The following is a 19401-nucleotide window of genomic DNA, read 5'->3' as shown; positions in this document are numbered from 1 at the left end:
CCTGATTAGTTATTTTTAATATCCATTTTTTTGGATAAAACCGCATGACTTCCCATTCCAAAATACTTAAGTATCGGATGGTAACTAAACCTGTCCAATTTTCTCATTAAAGGCAACCAAGCATTAAACCATGGCAGTGGAATCGCATCCGGGCCAAATTGGACAATTTCAAACCCGCCCTCTTTCAGGCTCTTTCTCATCTTCCATGGAAATCTCCACAAATGCTTGTTAACCCTCCCGAATTCCTCCATGTCTTCCGCCACCCCCTCGTCACCTTTTACCGCATGGTATAACAATCTCCATGAACCATAAATTAACGAGAAGGGGCTCTTCCAGGAAAACTCGAAATAATGGGCACCACCGAGTCGTGATATTGCACAGAAATTCAAACATGTTGGAAGCGCAACGATAGCTTTGTTTTGACTGACCCTTCTTATTTCTTCCAGACCTTGTTTGAAGTCGGGGAGGTGTTCCAAAATATGCAATGCAATTACGTTTTGAAACGATTGATCCTTAAAAGGAAGTTCAAAAGGTAACGCTTCCACAAATGTGATTTGTTCTTTCACACCTTGAATCTCTGCAAATTTTTGAATCACTTTCAGATTTTTCTCCGACACATTACTTATGGTCACATTCAATCCTTTTTTGGCTGCTAATACGCCAAGTATACCATCTACAGAGCCGCCTCTCCCAATATCAAGCAGACTCTCTCCAGTTGTTAGGTGAGATAGTAACTTGTCAAATTTAGCTCGATGAATATATTTTTTCAACTCATGGTTTGAATTCCACCTACTGTCCAATCGCTCATACAAGCTTTCGAAACTGATATTGTCGAATACTCTTAAATCCACAACATGTGCAACTCCTTTTCTTATCGTGTATTGAAGATGGGTCTATCTGCGTTAATTTCATCGACCCATGACAGTATTTTCTCAATATCACTGTCCGTATTATCTTCAATATATAAAATGTGCTCCGAATCTCTTAAGCCGGAAAAGAATTGGCATATATTTTCTATGAACTCATAGGAGTCCTCACTCAAAAATACGTCGTCCCTTGTTTTTCTTGTACCCTCTTTTCGTCTTCCATCGAGCCTTCCAGCCACCACTTCAGGTGGCGGATTTAACACAATGGTATACGGTTGATAACCACTATGCTCAAGAATGAACTTCAGTCTCTCAAAATGTTGCTCTTCGAACCAGTTTAATTTCCGATAAGTCGATATATAAGCAGCTGAATCATAAATTCCCCGAGATGTAATGATTACGTTTTCAGGTTTGGAGGCAGCTAATGTGTCTGCATAATTAGTCAGGTAGATTCTGTGGTAAAGTCTGATTAAGCAACGCTCAAAATCAGACAAATTCCTGATGTTGGGAAACTCTTTGAGAAAATCAATGTCAAAATCGTTTTCGTAGAAAATATCATGTTTTTCATTTAATTTGTTTAACAACGTCGTTTTGCCTGACCCGTGCGGACCTGATAAAAAAATGGGATGCTTCATTTTCGCCTCAAACCTCCAGTGTAGATTCTCTTATAAAATTTCATTCAATATGTCGATCTTGTTGAATTCAGCAGAGTTTGGTCGTGATCTTTGAACAAATTCAAACTTTCTGTCCCCAGATGGAACCATGTCTGAGCCAATCACTTCAAACAGATCATTTGCCGTAAGAACCAAAGCATCAACCACCTTAATTTGGTTGTTATCCGAAGGTTTCATTTTTGATGTATATCCGTTATATTCAATTTCAAATTGGTACTGAAATTGATTGTATGCTTCGCAGATTGTTACTGCCAATGAATATATCCTTCCATCCGTTGTATTGAGCAAAAAATCTTTGATACGCCTCTTTGTCATACACCCCATATAGTGAACATGGTTTTTCTCCAATTCCGATTTGATAGCATTTAAGTCATATAGAAATGTCTCATCATTACAATAGACCTGGAACGATTGCAAATGTAACACTTCGTGTCTCTTTTTCTTTAACATCAACCTGTTTTCATATTCAAAGATGGAGTACTCTACGTCGTTATCAGAAAAAAAATGCGTTGTCATTGTGCTTCGTACTTGGACGGGATCAATTACATATCGACCACTTCCTTTAAGTGCATTCTCTATAAGCGCTAAATAATGAGATAATTCCAAACCCTTTTGCTGAAATTCAAACTTAATCTCAAATTCCCTGTCGGGGAATTCTCTTCCAATTCGTTGGCAAGACAAAAAATCTTTTTCTTTTTCCAAATCATCACCTCAGGAAATTATTATTTTGATTACATTTTCAGATTCATCCCTCCTTCATATAATCAACACTGGTAAACAATATCAATAAAATAAAAATTGCTACTAACGTGTCTCTCTAGATGGTGTTCAACAAACAAAATGATATGATCATAATGATTACTCATTAGGTCAGGAATATCCTCTTGGCTGATTTTGAATTCCACAGCATATCCTCTATCCGTCCGATCATATTTGACAACATCCCTAGAAAAATATGCAAATTTGTTTCTCGTCAGCGTTTTTCTAAACTTCCCTATTTGGATATGAATAACATCATCGTCTATGTCTGAGTCCGTATTCACATGTACAGTGACGGATAATATATCTTTCATTAGGACTTCCATCTCTATCTCAGGTGATTCCCCGCCATTATTTTTCTCAATTCCTAATAATGGATATTTTATACTCTTATTGGAATATACATTACGTGCATGACATGAGACCTTAGCCTTCGAAGAATCCATAACCCTGAAGATAGGGTCTAACTTATCTGTCACTGTAATATCCTGAATTCTTTCAGGAATAAACCATGTGTTAAATTGCCAGAAAAATATTTGTGGGTATTTTGAGTAAGTTCTTAACCCATCCATATAAACTAGCTCCATGCCGAATAATTCCTGGGTGATATAATTAGTGAAAGACACAGCATCTTGAGCCCCATAAAGATTAACCAACTGTGCAAAAACACCTCTGTTAAAATTCTGATGATCTATTAACTCGATAACTTCAATGACCTCGATCAGCTTCATGGATGGAGCTTTGGCGAAACCCGTCACATAATCATTGAATATATTAATGCAAGCGATTAAAGCTGACATCGTTACTGTAGGAATCAGACAATCCGGCAATTCTACCGTATGATGAATGATCGAATCGTAATCCAAATAATTTACGAACTGCAATGGTTCATTCGTAGTTAATTCTTTGTTCAACTCCCTCTGCCCCAGATCTCTCGGATATGAAGCAATCGGAAAATGCCGATGCAAATCAATTTCAATAGAATCTTTAGTTAGCATGGAATATTCATGCGGATTGGGTGACTTTATTTCATTGAAACCATCCTCCAACAGAATCCTGACAAATTCGGAAGGATCTTGCGCAAAAACATCAACATCCTTGCTTTTCCTTAATAAAGCGGTATTCCCGGTCAAGTAAAACGCTGTAAACCCCTTGATAACTAATGGTTTTATTCCTTGTCTTGAATGAACTCTTTTCAAAAAAGCTAATTTATCCTCATTCAACTTCTTGATGTTATACAGATCAATTTGTAACTCTTCTGTAAAATCACCATCGAATCGATCACTAACGAAACTCTCTAATCGATGTTGCCTGACAAATTGGATGGCCCCCATTTTGTCCGTTTGAGGTATAAGATTCGAGATGGCCTCCTTTATTTGTTCCACAGACTTAACCTCCTGCACCTTGATATTTATTCACGCTGAGCATCCACAGACGGTAACCGAGTAAATAAACCAGAGGACCTATCACAGGTACAATCCACATGCTCCATGATGACAACAGCGCTGTGCCTTTGGTAAGCAAGAATGCAGCTGGATAGAAATTGATGAACGCAAATGGAATGACAAACGTTAAAAGTACTTGTATGAATGTGCCAAATACAGGGAGTGGATACGATATGAACTCCTTAAATTTAAAAAATAAGGTGAACAAAAAATTTGTTCTAATCCAAATAAAGGATACGGCTCCGATTACCGACATGAATCCAGCCTGAATCATGGCCCCGCCAATAATACAGAGAATAAGGTACAGCACTTCAACCTCGGATAAATTCAGATTTAACTTAAAAAGTGCCCAGAGCAGCACAGACCCGGATATCGCCACATGTGCAAGGTATCCCAAGTTGAATCCCCTGCATACCAAGTATAGGTATGGATTAACGGGTTTGATCAATATGGAATCAAATGTCCCATTCTTCACTTGATTCTCAAGATCCCGCATTTGCACAAATGAAAAAGAGGCTCCTAGTGCATATGTGAACAGCCCCAGACTGTACAACAACGCAATTTCAGGCCAAGACCAACCTGCCAGAGTATCAAACTTTCTTAGGAAAAGCCAAATAATAATATAATCTCCGGTATAATTAATGATTTGAGCGATAACTGCAAGGAGGAAGTCCCCGCGATATTCCATTCTTTCTTTGGTTAACAAAAAGACTAATTTTCCGAAAAGTTTTAATGTCATTTAGTTCAACCTCTCTACAGCTACATTATCCACCTTGGACCACCAGACGTTTGATCGCCCTATTCCATAACCAGCACACCAGAAGAGTCAGCCCCGCAGTCCATGCTAAACCTGTGAGAATAAAAGTTCCTATCTCCTGAACCTTGATTGTTCCTAAATAGATTGCAGCAGGAAGATATCCCAGGTACAGGAAAGGAAGCATTTTGGTTATGGTCACCCACGATTCCGGAAAAAACCATAAGGGTAAAAACGAACCAGAGAAAATCGTGATGAATCCGCCCAACATCCAATTTAATGCAAAGTGATTCATGAGCCAAAAAGCCAGTAAAGATATAAGGTACCCCAACAAAAACGAAATGGCCAATGCCAGGATTAAAGCAATCAAAAAAAACAGAAAATGAGTTGCCGAAGCTGGAGGAAGAAAACCAAAGAAAATCCATGCGATGAATAAGGAAGGAATAGAAGTAAACACCAACTGATAGAATGAATTCCCTAGTCCCTCAGATAATAGGTGAAGAGGATAAGAAAGAGGTTTAATAAGTTCCGAAGCGATGGAACCTGTTTTGAGGCTGTTATCCACTTTTGTACTAATTCCGGTAAGTAACAGGGCAGCAAGCAACGTGTTGATAATGCTATATGTAATCATTTGCTCTACACCTACGCCTTCAATCTCTCCATTCCCTAGAACTGCTCTCCAGATCTCAGTCAGAATCAAAATAGCCACAAAATTCCCCAATAATCTTAGCCATACTTCAGAACGATATGAAAGTTGATTCGAGAATGTTTTTACACCGAACATAATATACGTTTTCAACTCAGGCCCTCCTTTCACAACTCATTCGTTCTATTTTCTTCGTCCAATTTTCTATAGAGTTTCCGAATGACTGTATCTATGTCTGCGCTTTCAATAGAAACATCTTCAATCAAATGTTCACTCGCGATCTGATTTACGCAATCAAATACGGTCCTGTCGCTTTTTTCAAATAGGTACGTTTTCCTTAACCCTTCGTCCTTTATAAGTTTAATCCCTGGTATTTCAATCACTTTTGGCTCTTCCCGGAAGTAAATGATCACCTGCCGCTGATCACCCAACGTTGTTCGAAGTTGTTCGACAGATCCGTCATAAACCATATTGCCTTTGTTCACAACAATCATTCGATGGCAAATTTCTTCAATATCCTTCATGTCATGAGTCGTCAGAACAATGGAGACTTTCTTCTCACGATTAATCATCCGAAGAAATTCCCTAATCTGTTCTTTGGCAATGACATCTAGACCAATCGTTGGTTCGTCTAGAAACAAAATTTTGGGATCATGCAGTAAGGCCATTGCGATTTCCACTCGCATTCTTTGACCCAAACTTAATTGTCTAACAGGCTTTTCAATAAATGAGGATAACGCTAGGAGGTTGGAATAATAGTTCAGATTTTTTTGATATGTAGAGTCTGAGAGCTTATATATGTATTTATGAAGATCGAACGAATCACGGACAGGAAGGTCCCACCATAACTGACTCCTTTGTCCAAAAACAACACCAATATGTTGAGAATTGTGCTGCCTGGCTTCATGCGGGGTCAAACCAAGAACCCTCAGCTCTCCAGAAGTTGGAACCAGTATTCCCGTCATCATCTTAATCATGGTGGATTTGCCCGCACCGTTTGGACCTAGATAACCCACTGCTTCTCCTTCCTTTATCGAAAAAGTAATATCACGTACCGCTACTTCCTCCGTATACTGCCTAGTAACTAGACTTCTCAGAGAGCCAACTAATCCCGGAAATCTTTTGTATTGCCGATAAACCTTTGTGATACCGTTTACATCAATGATGCTCATCAATCACACCTCGTCCACTTCATTTAATGTAACACAACACAATTTATTACAATTTCCACCATTCTTTTTAACATATTACCTTTTTGTAAAATGAAAAAATACCATGTTTATTAGATATTTTTCCATATAATAATTAGATGTATTTTATGTGTGCAATTTTTATTGTAAATATAATATATATATCTACTCACTTTTTGTGCTATCCTTCAACTCAGATTGCGTTCGCTTTCACCAAAGTCATCTCGTTAAAGCTAATAACGCTATAAGGTCGAAGTTTACCTAGAAATCCCCATTTGACACCCATCTCAAAAAAGCCTATTCTAATAACGAACCAATTATTCACTATTAAGGAGTCGTTCCCGATGGTGCAAGCCAAGAAAGACGAAGTCAGGAAAGAGATTGAATATGCGGCGCTCAAGGTCTTTTTTGAAAAGGGCTATGTGGATGCCAAGATGAACGATATCGCGGATGAGATCAATATTTCCGTGGGCAATATCTATACATATTTTAAGAACAAGAAAGAACTATTCTACGCCGTCGTGCCACCGGATCTGGTGGATTATTTGAAAAATGTGCTGGTGGAGACCATTCACTTTGATAACCAGACCTTGTTCGAGGAAACGGATAGCGAGCGAAAGTCAGCGTTGTTGCAGGAACAGGTGGATGTATTACGTAAGTATCGCAACCAGATTGTCATCATCTTTGAAAAGAATAACGGAACCATCTACACCAACGCCAAAAATGAGCTTGTTGAGCTGATGATCGAAACCAAGAAGGCCTATCTGAAGAATCAATATAAACGATATGAGATTGGCACCGAGGAGAATTTGATCTTGCTGAACATCCTCGCACACAACGTGATCGACATGAACCTGGATCTATTGAAGCGAGAGATGAGTGAGGAAAGCCGCAAACAAATATTCGAAGCCTTGTATATATACAGACTGTACGGTATGAAGAGTCTCAACGAATAAGGCTCCATCTCATCATTTATACCGGGTAGAAAAAGCGTGCAGATCAGATCAACTTCACTTGGTTTGCACGCAAAAAATATCTAACATTAAGTCGCTCTATTTTTTTGATCTAAAAATGAATTGATTATTCATTATTGAAACAGGTATCTTCGTTACCTTAACTACTCGCTTCACCTATATCCAAAGGAGGAACACAACATGAACACCGCTTACGCATTGAAAAACGTCCATCTGATCCACGGAGATCTGAACCGTAATCTGCAAATAAACATGACGATTCTCGTCAATGAGCAAGGTCTCATTCAGGATATCGGCCGAGATCATGAGTTGCATATCCCAAGTCACTACACAACCATCGACCTCGCTGGTAAATACGTAATGCCTGGACTGATTAATGCTCACGTGCACCTCTTTGCAGATGGTAAACCATTCAGTCTTTCGGTCAGTGAAGGTTTGTTGCAGTTTGCCTATGATCGGATATTGAACACGAAGTTCGGCAGAAACGTTTTGAAAAAACGCATGAAACGCAACGCGCTGACCGCACTCCATGCGGGTGTAACGACGATGCGCAGTGTAGGGGAATTCTTTTACACGGACGTCCAGCTGCGGGATGAGATTAATAACGGCGACTTTGTCGGCCCTAATCTGCTTGTCTCCGGGTTTTTCCTAAGTGTAACAGGCGGACATGGTGCTCCATTCCTCACTCTGATGGGCGACTCTCCGTGGGAAGCACGAAAAAATGTACGCATCAACGTGAAACACGGTGTGGATTTGATCAAAATCTGTGTGACGGGAGGCGTGACGGATGCGAAAATGGTTGGCGAAGCTGGTCGTTTACAGATGACAGTGGAGGAAGTTGCGGCGATCTGCGATGAAGCGCATAAGATTGGCCTGCGGGTTGCAGCGCATGTGGAAAGCACGGAAGGCGTAAGAGTTGCGTTACAAGGTGGCGTCGATACGATTGAGCACGGTTCGGAGATGGATGACGAAATCATTCGTTTATACAAAAATAATCCCAATGCCCTGAATGGCTACACCGCACTCATCCCCACCCTGCAAGCCGCCTATCCATCCGCTTCACTGGATACCAGCGTAACGAAGGTAAGTGCAACGGTAAAAGAGAATTCCAGACTCGTCTACGATTCCATGCTCCAAGGCGTCAAGCAAGCGATCGAAAATGACATCACCATCGGAATAGGCACCGATGCCGCTATGCCTTACGTGACTCACTATGATATGTGGAGAGAGATGGACCACTACATGAGACAGGCCAACCTGAACAACAAACAGGTCATCGACATGGTGACCCGAACCAATGCGAAGATCCTCGGTGTTGACGATGTTACAGGGACGGTGGATATCGGAAAACATGCTGATCTGATTGTCATGGAGCAAAATCCGCTGGAACATATTGAGGCCTTGTCTGACATCTCTATGGTCATGGTCAAGGGAAATCTAATTCAAACACCATCTGTCACCAAAATCAAAGAAGTCGACGATGTTCTAAACTCAGTTTGGTGAATTCAGGAGTGAAATCATGCTTGGTATATTGATCAATTGTTTTTACATTATACGCGGGAGCACCCTTGGAGCCATCTCCAAAAGGTTCATGAATGACGGTTATAAGTCCATACTCAATCAAGTGATTGGGATCAGCGCACTTATCATAGGCATTAGTGAGGTCTTTCAGGTCCAACCTGAGACGGAGAACAAATTCAATCTGGCGTACGATTTGAATCAATGACGAGTCACGTAAGATAGAGTTATGAGTTTATGAACAATAATCACTTCAAGACATTGAACCAGAGGAGACATATCCTATGAACAAAATGAAAAAAACAGGTTTGTGGCTTGGCATTACGACTCTAACCCTATCACTCGCAGTTCTTCACTTTCCAACATGGACGCCAAAAATAAAAGGAACAAACCCTATTCATGTATTGGAACAAGTTAAAATCAACGGTACGGGACATGAAATCATGATCAGAGGGCAGGATCTAGACAACCCAGTTATCCTTTATTTACACGGTGGACCCGGTGCATCTGAACTTCCGTACGCCAAAAAGTACCAAGATTTATTAGAATCGCAGTTTACGATTGTTAACTATGATCAGAGAGCAAGCGGCAAATCCTATCATTTTTTCGAGGACTATTCCAATCTCTCAGCTGATGTGCTGGTTGAGGATGCACTGGCCGTCACAGATTATATTACTCAACGTCTGGGAAAGAAAAAGGTACTATTAATTGGTCATTCATATGGAACATACATAGGAACTCTTGCTGCGCATCGAGCACCCGATAAATATGAAGCCTACATTGGGATCGGGCAGATGGCAGATACACAACAGAGCGAGATGGATGGATGGAATTACGTTATGGAGCAAGCCCAGTTGGCTGATAATCATGAAGACGTAGACCAATTGGAGCAGATCTATGAACCGATCAAACAAGGACAGGCATTCACGCCGCGAGATATCGTTAAACGTTATGGGGGCACATCAAGGTTGATGGACAGCCCTGACACCAGCTTTCTGGGAATGACGTTCAGCCATGAATATAATATGCTGGATGCCATTCGTTATAATAAAGGAAACATTTATTCGCAAGAAATACTGATAAGTGAAGCCATGAGCCGTCCTTTGCCTTCCTTGATTACGAAGCTGGACCTTCCCTTTTATTTTGTCATGGGAGATTACGATTTAATGACTTCATCCCATGCCGCCAAGGTGTTTTTTGACCAGATTGAAGGAAATCAAAAGCAATTCATTGCCTATAATAACTCGGCCCATTACCCACATTATGAAGAGAAGCAAAGATTTTTGGATTGGATGGTAGATACCTTTATCAAGTGAACCGAGGTGATCAAAGGACTTTCATTGGGAATCCAGCGTCTTCGAAAATGTAATATCAACGGTGGAGGATTTGATTATCCGTAAAACCACTACTGAAAGGTGTATGTCAGTAGTGGTTCAAGATGCTTTTGGCTACTTCCTTCATTCGGAAGCGTAAAGACTCCGGCTCCAAGACCTCGATATCTCCACCCCAACCAAGTAAATAATGCAATATTTCCTCCGGATAGCGGACACGAAAATGAAAAACAACACCTTCCTCCCGCTCCTCAAATGCATCCATATAAAAATGAACTGCCTCCATAACTTTGTCAGCAATTTCAGGTTTAGCCCTGATTAATACTTGTTCGTTACGGTCGTCAGGAGGTCGATAACTATTTAGATCAAAATCCGGCGGCAAAAGGAACTGATCCTCCAGCACGGAAAGTTCAGTCATGCGTGACAAACGAAAATGACGGATGTCTTGTCGCATATCACAACGTGCAATCAACATCCAATTCTCCTGAACAAGTGAGAGTCCATAGGGAGAAACCTCACGCATGTTATATCGATTGCCATCCGTTCCTGGCATTTTTTTCAGGTACATGAAGCTGATTTTACGTTGCTCCAAAATGGCATTACGTATTTGGTTAAGGTATGTTTTCACGCTCGCTCTGGTTAAAGGTTCAGCCGCATGAAGCAGTCGCATCGTTTCACGAACACGTGTTGATTCGTTACGAACGACTTCAGGTAAAATCGCTTCAATCTTTCGTTGAGCGGACTTAGCCTGCATAGCATATTCTGTATCCAATCTCTGTTCGATAAAATCGGATCCCATGAGCAGGGACACAGCTTCTTCTGCCGTGAAGCTTACCGGGGGTAAGAAATATCCTTCCATTAGAGAATAACCATGACCCGGAGCTCCCATAATCGGAACACCAGCCTCACTTAATGCCTGGATATCGCGATATATTGTACGTACACTTGTCTCAAATTGAGATGCCAGATCCTCAGCTCTGATCATCTTACTTCTCTGCAATTCAAGCGTAATAGCAAGCTGCCGCTCCGTTTTGTTCATGTTCTAAGCCCCCACCATTCATCATCCAAACCTAACTCATTCTATCACAGTAACTTGACCTTTAGTTTCTTGAATTAAAGCAATGGAATATCTTAAATATCAGCCGAAGATGAGAAAGTCTTAATCCAAAAAAACTGATATCCCCAAAAGGATATCAGTTTTTTATCTACTTTATATACGGTTAATTCTCTTCTTCATTTCTTACACGTACATTGCGAGCAGCAACTTATAAATCATTGCCGCGGCTTCCGCACGGGTTGTCATATTCCCTGCACGAACCGTATTGTCCGTATATCCATTCACAATTTTGGCCTGAACGGCTGTATTCAGTGCATCTTGAGCCCAAGCTGGAGTTTGCGACTCGTCAGTGAAGTTTGGTTTAATGGACGTATTGTCAGACATTCGGCTGCATGGCAGCGGCCATTCCTTTTTACCCAGTCTGGCAGACTACTGACATCCGTGTGTACAGCTCTTAAACTGGGTTTGGACCATTGTAAAATATAGATACAATTCTCTATCTGTATAAAAATAGTAGATTAACAATAATTAGAATCTAACTAATTTATCGATTTTATATACAAAAACACTTTAACTCCGACTTAAAAGAAGGTAATATATTCACATATAGGAACTAGCGTTCCCTTTTTTGGCGAAATTGGTTTCAAATTCTTTAGATATAGTTCCTAGATATTAGGTATCATTACACTGCACATGAAAGGGGGAGAATCCAATGAACGAAGTACAAATTAAAGAAATAATTGATGTCGAACTCCAGCGGATGGCATGGAGACTCCAGTATCACGGTAGGAAAGCAGCGAAGCAATATCCCTTCACTTTTGATTTCACAAGACAAGAATCCTTTGAAGATGAAATTATTGATGAGTTAAACGTCAAAGATATATTAAGCTTGATCGATAAAGAGAGTGGAAGAAAGATAATACATTCACTTTACGTGGAGGACAAAAGTGCTAAGGAAGTCTCGGTTGAAATGAATATTAGTGTTCAGGGGGTGAATAAATGGAAAAGAAAAACACTAGAGGATCTACGAAAGAAGATCTCACCCAACTACTTTTCCAAGCTAGAGCTGGAGAAGAACAGGCGATACTTAAATATTAGAACTTTATCACCCAGAAATGGAGAAATTAGCAGAAACCATTAGAATGCCAAAAGAAGATACCATACAAAGCTTACGGCTCGAACTAATCGAGTTTATTAAAATTTTTCCAACTCAATAAAATTCAAGAAAACAATACTATGGATATTTTTAGCCATAGCTTCTTTTTTTGTAACTTTTTTAATTATTGGACGTCTACATACTATAGTACATTGAGGAAGGATGAAAAATTTGAAAGCAAAAAAAAAATGGCCCTTCGTCGTAATAAGCAGCTTTGTCGTAATACTTCTGGTAATCGTCTATTTCGTTTTCTTTTCGGATTATATGAAAGGATGGTCTTCACCAGCAAAGGAACAGCAATATTACACTGGCACCATCGTTGAAATAAAAGAGCAAAACAGTAAAGTAGACGGAGACAAGGTACTTTACTCAATCGTACTGGATAATGGAGAATATCTGAATGTAACGAAAAATTCGAGGTTTTATGTTACTTCTAGTGATTTTTATCAAGCAGATGCAAAATTTAGTAAAATGCGAATCGAGGCTGATTTCGATGAAGTTAATGTAGGTGATAAAATTGAAAGTTGGACGAGACAAGTAAATAATCATTTATTTGAAATATATGAGTTAACTATCAAATAAACCATATTCCATACATATCTTCCCGGGCTCGGATCTGTACCATCTGCTTTGATCAGCTCACCATTAGCGTACACTTGCATCTGAACGGAACCATCACCATCCAAGAAAACAGCGTTATTACAACCAAGATCATCTTTAAAGAAATCTCTTAAATTGTACAGGGTTTTCCATACTGTTGATGTCACTAAGTATGCATACACACCATTGCTTTCATTTTTAAAGCCTAGTCCAGCCCGTCTTGTTGCAGCAATACCAGCGTGTACGTTCCACACTTCATCTTCGTGGATGGTCTTAAACTGGTCTTCTGTTCCAGTTAGATGAAGGCTTCCCCCACCAATAATTGTTTTGAACTGTAAATTACCAACTTGTTGCTACAAATTTGGAATAGTTGTACAGCGGGTAATTCCTGCTTTAGTAACACCATTATCGAGGTAAGTAAAAAACGTACCACGATTCCGTGTCCCCCCAGCATTGCTTCCAGGATCTTGGGTTGCGCCATCATAACTGATTGAGAGACCGCCAGTTGGAGGCGCAGTATATAGATTTGATGCAAAAAACCCCCCATTAATACCATAATTGTTTGTAGAACAAACGGGTTTCTTAATAACTTCTGAGACAATATTACTAACATGAGTCTTGATTACACGATATCCACTACTTTCAAAATAAGTATAGTTAATAGCCATTTTCTTATCCCTCATTCTTAATTTAGTAAAGACGGGGAGCAAGAGGAAACGACCGTCCCAAGCCTTTCTATCCTCTTCGTCTTTCACTAACTAAGGAGTTTTTACTGTGTAATTTGAAACCTATACTCAACTTTTTTTTAATTAATAGACTGTACTAAACGTTGGAATAAACAGAGACCATCCCTCTCAGGATGGCCTTTCATTCATTCTATTGAGATTAAATGTACATTGCGAGCAGCAGCTTATAGATCATTGCCGCGGCTTCCGCACGGGTCGTCATATTCCCTGCACGAACCGTATTGTCCGTATATCCGTTCACAATTTTGGCCTGAACGGCTGTATTCAGTGCATCTTGAGCCCAAGCTGGAGTTTGCGACTCGTCAGTGAAGCTTGGTTTTACAGCATCTTTGCTCGTTCCCGACTGTACATCTGTACTTAACTTCAATGCATTTGCCATCATTACAGCCATCTCGGCACGAGTGATCGTCTGATTAGGCTTGAACGTGTTGTCTCCATAGCCCTTCACGATTCCGGCTTGCACGGCTGCGGCAATATCACCTTTCGCCCAGTCTGGCAGACTGCCTTGATCTGCAAACGTCGTATCCGACTGAACGGACTTCAAGGCCAGTGCCTTGCTGATCAACGTAACAAACTCTGCCCTTGTAATCTTCTTGGATGGTTGGAATGAACCATCTGTATAGCCCTGGATAACGTCCATGCCAATCAAGCGGTCTGCATAGTCGGATGCCCAGTGTCCGTTCAGATCGGACAGATTTGCTGGTGTGTAACTGGACACAACAAAGGTACCCAGATGATTCACATTTGCCGATACTGTTCCTGCTGCATTCATCTTGCCACCGATGAATACCCAGCTCTGACGGGCTTCATTATAATAGTAGATTGCTGGCTGTGTTCCTTGAGGCAGCTTGGAAGCGTCATATTGCAGGATCAGTGCTACCTGATCGTTCAATGTCCGTCCTCCACTGCGAGTAATCTGTACTGCTTGGCCCAGTACATTCAGCGAAACTGCATTCTGCAATTGGTTCTGGGATACAACAGACAGTTGCAATGTATCTTTTTCTCCAATGGCTCCAGCTGGAGCGTTGAATTGCACGATGTCTTTCAAACCCGTTTGTACTGGCTGATTCGCTTCGACCCCTACCTTCACTTCAGTCGTTGAATCTGATCCCGCATCCGGGTTGGTTGGTGTGGTTGGAACGGTAGGCGTTGTTGGCACGCTTGGTGTGCTTCCACCGGAATTCCCTCCAGCGTTGCCTCCATCACTGCCTGAGCCCCCGCCGCCATTGACCGAACGGGCTTGTACGGTAACCGTACGTGTGACTTCCTGTGCAGCATTGCCGGCAATATCTTTCACGTTATAACGAAGGGTGTAGATCCCCGCTGATTGTGTGTTCACTGTCCCGTCCATCTGCACGGAACCACGGATGCCCACATTATCGGTAGCCTGTGCTCCAGGCTCGTTATACGTATCTCCCACGGTTAATGTCATCTGGCTGCTGCCTTGCAGGGTGATGACAGGAATTTCACGGTCTATTTTTACGACAAGAGGTAACGTATACGTTTGTTCCAGATCGTCTGTCGCTCTGAATAACAGCTTATGCTCTCCCGGCTCCGTTACCTCCAGAGGTGTATTCTCCGTATATGGTTCGTACGTTTGTCCTCCATCACGAGATAACTCAATCGTCGCCGAAGTGGCTGGCGCGTATACTGCGCTGGTTACACTAACCGTTACGGACTGATTCGTCCATGTATCCGTATGATACGGCTGGCTGTCAGCAGTGGTCATGTTGCCTTTTAACACCAATACCTGATTATTCGTTCCTTCCACAATGACAGTGAACGTTCTGGTATCCGTTTCGCTGCCACGTTGTACCGTTGCCGTCAATTCCAGTCGCTCATTATTCTCAGGCTGTGTAAGAAGTTTCCCCTGTGCATCCATCAATTCCGGGTTGGAGCTGGACCAGCTAATCGTGGCTCCATGTTTCCCTTCCACAGGAAGGGTAAGGTCGGAAGTGACCGTGTTCAGATTACCAAGATCAATTGCTTGAAGCGTATCTTTTACCGCCTGTGCATCACTGTAAGGTGTGGCACTCACGAAGATCGGATTGGAGTAGAACCACAGATCGCCATAGTTCTTGTCATTGATCTCATTGAAGCGAGTCGTTGCATCAGCTGTTGTAATTTTCGGATCAAGCTGTGGTTCACCATTTACGGTTTCACCTGTAACGTTCATACCCAGATTCGTACCGCGCAGACGGAAATACTTATCCTGGTCTGTGGCTTTGATCTTGTACGTAATAACATTGTAACCTTCGGCGTCTGTCGTCCAATCGTTGGACGTGAAGGTAGCCAGCACTTGGGTGGAGTCGTTGGTGTCTTTGTTATATGCGGGTGTGCCCTTCTCAGCCTTGCCCGTCACATCTCCGGCGATGAGATCTACGTGATCCACCACTGGAACTTGTCCAGCAGACGTGCCGCTGTTGATTGGTTTTTCATAATTGTTGCTCGTGGTTGGACTCTTGAAACGGATTTTCAGTTCCACTTCGTCACCTTGGGTCACACCCAGGTCTCCGCCCATTTCAGCCTGATTACCCGCTCCGGAAGCCGTGAAGTCCAGTGCGTTGATCAGATCACCGAATACGGAAAATGATTTCCCCGAACGCAGTCCTTCCAGCACGGCTTGCATTCCTGTACCATCAACCCACGAATAGGTCTTGGCATATTCGCCCGGAAAATAACCGCTGGAATTCGTGTCAATCATCTTGAAATGGTAATCCGAATTACCATAGTTCCAGAAGTGACGCCCTTCTCCCAACAATGCATCCCACAGACCGCCCACCTTGGCGACCATATAGTCCACACCGCCGTATGTACGATATTTGTATCCATCATCTGCGGTCGGATTGGCTACGTTGTAGCTTGTGTTATACCCGCCACGATCCGGTTCCATCTGGTTGCCCAGCATACCTTCGATACCAAAAACAACTTGTGGAGCCAGATCGTTGAACTCCCGGAAGTCCGCGATGGTATATTTGTTTTTGCCTCGTGAAGGGTGATTGATCATTGCATAACTCGTCGTTGGATACTTGGTTGCCAGCCAATTGATAGCAGCTAGTGCATCCTGATGAGTTGTATAGGCACGTCCACCGGTCTGATCCCAATTCGCTACGTCAGCCGCATTGAACAGGTTCGCTGCGCGATTCGTAAAACGATATTCAAATTCGTTCGCAGCTTCCAGCGCTTCGGTCGAATTCGGCTCATCTGTGAGAATCCCTACCCCAACGTGTTCATGTGTCGGCATGTCCCATTCGAAACCGGAGAAAATCGTTTTGCCTGCGTATTTGCCTGCTTCCTGAAGGGCCTTGATCTGTGGCACCTGATATTCGTTCATCCCTTTGGACATCGGAATCGATCCGCCTGGAATGTCTACTCCGTTGTGATCCCGCTTGGATAACCGCAAATGATCCGTAAGCGCGATCCAGTCCAAACCATACTTCGTCAGTCCCGCGTCAAGTACATTTTCAAGCGAATTCTGCGCATCATCGGACTCAAACGTATGTACGTGCAGATCGCCCGTTTGCCATGAACCTGTTGCCGAGCTGTTGGTTGGTGTATTATTTCCCGCATCCGCATAGGTTACCGCAGCAGGGAAAGCTCCCATGACAAGGCCCGTAGCCAGTGGTATAAGCGTAAGCATAGCAAGCATTTTCTTTCCTTTATCGTTGAACAAAATCATCCCACCACCGTTCTGAGTTGTTGTGTCGGGAGTAAATATAAGAAACTTTGAGGGCAGGGTCAACGCAATGAAAGCGCCTATTAAAAATTTGACATATCCCTGCATTACTTTACATTTCGTTAACGATTTCTTTTGCTGTGTCTATGAAGATCATGCTCTGTCATCCTCCATATTGAAGTGCTGAAATGGACTAGAGAGAGGTTGCAAGAGGGTGAAGAAAAATTCAGATTTTGTTCACCATTTAGGAAAGTTCCACCACAACTAGTGGAGCATTAGGAAGAGAATTAGCATAACAGGGGTGATGAAGAGGTATAAATGAAGGACCTTGTAAACATCTGAGGACGGAACATTTACCGAATATAGAAAAAAGAACCCACGAATGCACAGGAACAATGCGCCCTGAATCCGCAGGTACTCTGGGCTTGACTGGGTTTTGATTTAGCTTTTACATGTTTACTTTTGTGAAGGGTAAGTTAACAGGTTGTGAAATGACATCTCTCCCTAACCATTAAACCCATTAAACCGCCGAAGCATAGTGGTGAAACGTTCCAGTTCCTCTTCATTCCATCTCGATATGCGTTCATAAAAAGTTGACTCCTTCTCCTTGAGCGCACCCACCGTTGATTGTTGACCAAGCTCCGTCAAAGACAACAAAACGCCGCGCCGATCTTCGGGGTCCGACTCCTTGCTTACATACCCTGCCTTCTCAAGTTGTTTAATCAGACGGCTTACCGAACTGCGGTCCATAGCCGTCGCTTCTGCCAAAGCTGCTGCGCTTGTAGGACCGTAAGAGTACAACCACCGCACCAGATGAAAAGCGGCAGGCTGCATAGTCGCATCAAAACGCTCGGCAGATCGGACATTAAGCGCATGCGAGGCACTAATTAGTGCATGGATCTGCTCACCAAGTGCCAGTTCCAGAGTTTCTCTATCTTTGGTTTTAACCGGGTTTTCACTCATTATTGTTGTTCCCCTCTCCTCGATACATCAAAACAGGATTTTGAATATATAGTTGACAAATATCAATTAAATTATATAGTTGATTTATGTCCATTATATAATTCGACCCTATTCGTGTCAAAAGGAGACCTCATTATGAAAACAACACAACCCATTATTGTAATTACCGGAGCAACAAGTGGACTAGGGCAGCTTGCCGCCATTGAACTTGCCAAACGCGGTGCACATCTTGTGCTCACAGCCAGAAGCGAAGAACGCGCCGAGACGACCAGAAACAAAATCAGGGAGATCGCACCATCCACCAAGATCCGTGTTTTCTTCGGAGACCTATCCTTACTGAGCGATGTCAAACGTATGGGGCTTGAAATTGCAGCTGCTTATCCGCGTATCAATGTTCTTTTGAATAATGCGGGTCTTCATGCTTTTGAACAGAGAGTCACTTCCGAAGGGTTTGCCGAGATGATCGCCGTAAACTATTTGGCACCTTGGCTGCTAACGCACACGTTGCATACGTCTCTGGTTCAGGCAGGCCACGCCCGAGTCGTCAATGTTGCCTCTGAAGCCTCACGGAATCACGGCAAACTGGTGCTGCCCGATGATTTGACGGATACCGATCCCTTTACTGCACGCGGCTCCTCCTCAATCTATGGCAAAACCAAACTGCTCAATATTATGTTTACTGGCGAACTTGCCCGTCAATGGGACGGAACCGGAATCCGAGTGAATGCTTTGAATCCAGGTTTTAATGTTACGGGTCTTGGTCGGGAGTTGTGGTTTGCGAGTGTGCTTGAGCGCATTTTAACCTTTTTACACATCGGCGACCCACGGCGGGGTGCGGACATTATGACCCGGTTGGCTGTGGAGCCGAATTTCGGAGAAGTAACGGGAGGATACTTCAATGTTGGAAGCGGGGCTTCCATTACTCCTGTGTATCCGGGCGGAGATGCCGGAATGCAAAACAAGCTGTGGATAGTTACAACACAATTACTGGAGCAACGCGGTCTGTTGAACTAATCGAAAATAGAAAAAAGCCTTCCAGATAACTA

The 19401-nt window shown here is 42.4% G+C and carries 20 protein-coding genes; 7 read left to right on the top strand and 13 right to left on the bottom strand.

Annotated elements, in window-relative coordinates; all coding sequences use genetic code 11:
- Positions 1 to 5 precede the first annotated feature (5 nt).
- From HW560_RS13415 to HW560_RS13385, 7 genes are all read right to left on the bottom strand, one after another.
- Positions 6 to 851 carry a class I SAM-dependent methyltransferase gene (locus tag HW560_RS13415; RefSeq protein WP_177185949.1) on the bottom strand — a complete coding sequence of 282 codons (846 nt, stop codon included), beginning with the start codon at positions 849 to 851 and terminating at the stop codon, positions 6 to 8.
- Positions 852 to 871: 20 nt separating this feature from the next.
- Complete coding sequence (locus tag HW560_RS13410; RefSeq protein WP_090905537.1) at positions 872 to 1501, bottom strand: AAA family ATPase; 630 nt, start codon at positions 1499 to 1501, stop codon at positions 872 to 874.
- A gap of 30 nt (positions 1502 to 1531) precedes the next feature.
- Complete coding sequence (locus tag HW560_RS13405; RefSeq protein WP_090905539.1) at positions 1532 to 2242, bottom strand: hypothetical protein; 711 nt, start codon at positions 2240 to 2242, stop codon at positions 1532 to 1534.
- A gap of 62 nt (positions 2243 to 2304) precedes the next feature.
- Positions 2305 to 3684, bottom strand: a complete 1380-nt coding sequence (locus tag HW560_RS13400; protein WP_090905541.1) for a nucleotidyltransferase family protein — start codon at positions 3682 to 3684, stop codon at positions 2305 to 2307.
- Between the two features lie 4 nt (positions 3685 to 3688).
- Positions 3689 to 4483, bottom strand: coding sequence for an ABC transporter permease (locus tag HW560_RS13395; RefSeq protein WP_090905543.1), 795 nt, complete (start codon positions 4481 to 4483; stop codon positions 3689 to 3691).
- Positions 4484 to 4508: 25 nt separating this feature from the next.
- Entirely contained in the window at positions 4509 to 5297 is a 789-nt protein-coding gene (locus HW560_RS13390) for an ABC transporter permease (protein ID WP_090905545.1), read from the bottom strand.
- A gap of 14 nt (positions 5298 to 5311) precedes the next feature.
- On the bottom strand, positions 5312 to 6316 hold the full coding sequence (locus HW560_RS13385; RefSeq protein ID WP_218152295.1) for an ABC transporter ATP-binding protein: 1005 nt from the start codon (positions 6314 to 6316) through the stop codon (positions 5312 to 5314).
- 362 nt (positions 6317 to 6678) lie between these two features.
- Between HW560_RS13385 and HW560_RS13380 the strand changes: the two genes are divergently transcribed.
- From HW560_RS13380 to HW560_RS13365, 4 genes are all read left to right on the top strand, one after another.
- Positions 6679 to 7290: a TetR/AcrR family transcriptional regulator gene (locus tag HW560_RS13380; protein WP_179263435.1), complete on the top strand. Its 612-nt coding sequence runs from the start codon at positions 6679 to 6681 to the stop codon at positions 7288 to 7290.
- A gap of 198 nt (positions 7291 to 7488) precedes the next feature.
- Positions 7489 to 8811 (top strand): amidohydrolase family protein, encoded by a 1323-nt coding sequence (locus HW560_RS13375; protein ID WP_179263433.1) that lies wholly within the window; start codon positions 7489 to 7491, stop codon positions 8809 to 8811.
- Positions 8812 to 8827: 16 nt separating this feature from the next.
- Positions 8828 to 9034, top strand: coding sequence for a DUF554 family protein (locus HW560_RS13370; RefSeq protein WP_179263431.1), 207 nt, complete (start codon positions 8828 to 8830; stop codon positions 9032 to 9034).
- Positions 9035 to 9110: 76 nt separating this feature from the next.
- On the top strand, positions 9111 to 10142 hold the full coding sequence (locus HW560_RS13365; RefSeq protein ID WP_179263429.1) for an alpha/beta fold hydrolase: 1032 nt from the start codon (positions 9111 to 9113) through the stop codon (positions 10140 to 10142).
- A 106-nt stretch (positions 10143 to 10248) separates the two neighbouring features.
- On the opposite strand, the gene HW560_RS13360 is transcribed toward HW560_RS13365, so the two are convergent.
- Positions 10249 to 11196 (bottom strand): helix-turn-helix transcriptional regulator, encoded by a 948-nt coding sequence (locus tag HW560_RS13360; RefSeq protein ID WP_179263427.1) that lies wholly within the window; start codon positions 11194 to 11196, stop codon positions 10249 to 10251.
- 201 nt (positions 11197 to 11397) lie between these two features.
- Positions 11398 to 11598, bottom strand: coding sequence for an S-layer homology domain-containing protein (locus HW560_RS13355; RefSeq protein ID WP_179263424.1), 201 nt, complete (start codon positions 11596 to 11598; stop codon positions 11398 to 11400).
- Positions 11599 to 11926: 328 nt separating this feature from the next.
- Here HW560_RS13355 and HW560_RS13350 point away from each other — a divergent pair, with 328 nt between their 5' ends.
- Together HW560_RS13350 and HW560_RS13345 are read left to right on the top strand one after the other, a co-directional pair.
- Positions 11927 to 12355: an RNA polymerase sigma factor gene (locus HW560_RS13350; RefSeq protein ID WP_179263422.1), complete on the top strand. Its 429-nt coding sequence runs from the start codon at positions 11927 to 11929 to the stop codon at positions 12353 to 12355.
- 186 nt (positions 12356 to 12541) lie between these two features.
- A complete protein-coding gene (locus tag HW560_RS13345; RefSeq protein WP_090903826.1) occupies positions 12542 to 12952 on the top strand; it encodes a hypothetical protein in 411 nt (136 codons plus the stop codon).
- On the opposite strand, the gene HW560_RS34410 is transcribed toward HW560_RS13345, so the two are convergent.
- From HW560_RS34410 to HW560_RS13325, 4 genes are all read right to left on the bottom strand, one after another.
- Positions 12916 to 13290, bottom strand: coding sequence for a phosphodiester glycosidase family protein (locus HW560_RS34410; protein ID WP_373564999.1), 375 nt, complete (start codon positions 13288 to 13290; stop codon positions 12916 to 12918). The genes HW560_RS13345 and HW560_RS34410 overlap by 37 nt on opposite strands.
- A gap of 33 nt (positions 13291 to 13323) precedes the next feature.
- A complete protein-coding gene (locus HW560_RS13335; protein ID WP_179263420.1) occupies positions 13324 to 13638 on the bottom strand; it encodes a hypothetical protein in 315 nt (104 codons plus the stop codon).
- Between the two features lie 217 nt (positions 13639 to 13855).
- Positions 13856 to 17389, bottom strand: a complete 3534-nt coding sequence (locus tag HW560_RS13330; protein ID WP_179263418.1) for an S-layer homology domain-containing protein — start codon at positions 17387 to 17389, stop codon at positions 13856 to 13858.
- A gap of 507 nt (positions 17390 to 17896) precedes the next feature.
- Entirely contained in the window at positions 17897 to 18355 is a 459-nt protein-coding gene (locus HW560_RS13325; RefSeq protein WP_179263416.1) for a MarR family winged helix-turn-helix transcriptional regulator, read from the bottom strand.
- 135 nt (positions 18356 to 18490) lie between these two features.
- On the opposite strand from HW560_RS13325, the gene HW560_RS13320 reads away from it, so the two are divergent.
- A complete protein-coding gene (locus HW560_RS13320) occupies positions 18491 to 19369 on the top strand; it encodes an SDR family NAD(P)-dependent oxidoreductase (protein WP_179263414.1) in 879 nt (292 codons plus the stop codon).
- Positions 19370 to 19401 lie beyond the last annotated feature (32 nt).

This window comes from Paenibacillus sp. E222, assembly GCF_013401555.1.
In the GTDB taxonomy this organism is placed as follows: Bacteria; Bacillota; Bacilli; order Paenibacillales; family Paenibacillaceae; genus Paenibacillus.
Note: the sequence above shows the minus strand (reverse complement) of the source record. Positions and strands in the feature narration are given on the sequence as shown.

Excerpts from the sequence above, each read along its gene's own strand:
- HW560_RS13410 (WP_090905537.1), bottom strand. The coding sequence starts at position 1,501 with ATGAAGCATCCCATTTTTTTATCAGGTCCGCACGGGTCAGGCAAAACG.
- HW560_RS13395 (WP_090905543.1), bottom strand. The coding sequence starts at position 4,483 with ATGACATTAAAACTTTTCGGAAAATTAGTCTTTTTGTTAACCAAAGAA.
- HW560_RS13385 (WP_218152295.1), bottom strand. The coding sequence starts at position 6,316 with ATGAGCATCATTGATGTAAACGGTATCACAAAGGTTTATCGGCAATAC.
- HW560_RS13380 (WP_179263435.1), top strand. The coding sequence starts at position 6,679 with ATGGTGCAAGCCAAGAAAGACGAAGTCAGGAAAGAGATTGAATATGCG.
- HW560_RS13375 (WP_179263433.1), top strand. The coding sequence starts at position 7,489 with ATGAACACCGCTTACGCATTGAAAAACGTCCATCTGATCCACGGAGAT.
- HW560_RS13370 (WP_179263431.1), top strand. The coding sequence starts at position 8,828 with ATGCTTGGTATATTGATCAATTGTTTTTACATTATACGCGGGAGCACC.
- HW560_RS13365 (WP_179263429.1), top strand. The coding sequence starts at position 9,111 with ATGAACAAAATGAAAAAAACAGGTTTGTGGCTTGGCATTACGACTCTA.
- HW560_RS13360 (WP_179263427.1), bottom strand. The coding sequence starts at position 11,196 with ATGAACAAAACGGAGCGGCAGCTTGCTATTACGCTTGAATTGCAGAGA.
- HW560_RS13355 (WP_179263424.1), bottom strand. The coding sequence starts at position 11,598 with ATGTCTGACAATACGTCCATTAAACCAAACTTCACTGACGAGTCGCAA.
- HW560_RS13350 (WP_179263422.1), top strand. The coding sequence starts at position 11,927 with ATGAACGAAGTACAAATTAAAGAAATAATTGATGTCGAACTCCAGCGG.
- HW560_RS13335 (WP_179263420.1), bottom strand. The coding sequence starts at position 13,638 with ATGGCTATTAACTATACTTATTTTGAAAGTAGTGGATATCGTGTAATC.
- HW560_RS13325 (WP_179263416.1), bottom strand. The coding sequence starts at position 18,355 with ATGAGTGAAAACCCGGTTAAAACCAAAGATAGAGAAACTCTGGAACTG.
- HW560_RS13320 (WP_179263414.1), top strand. The coding sequence starts at position 18,491 with ATGAAAACAACACAACCCATTATTGTAATTACCGGAGCAACAAGTGGA.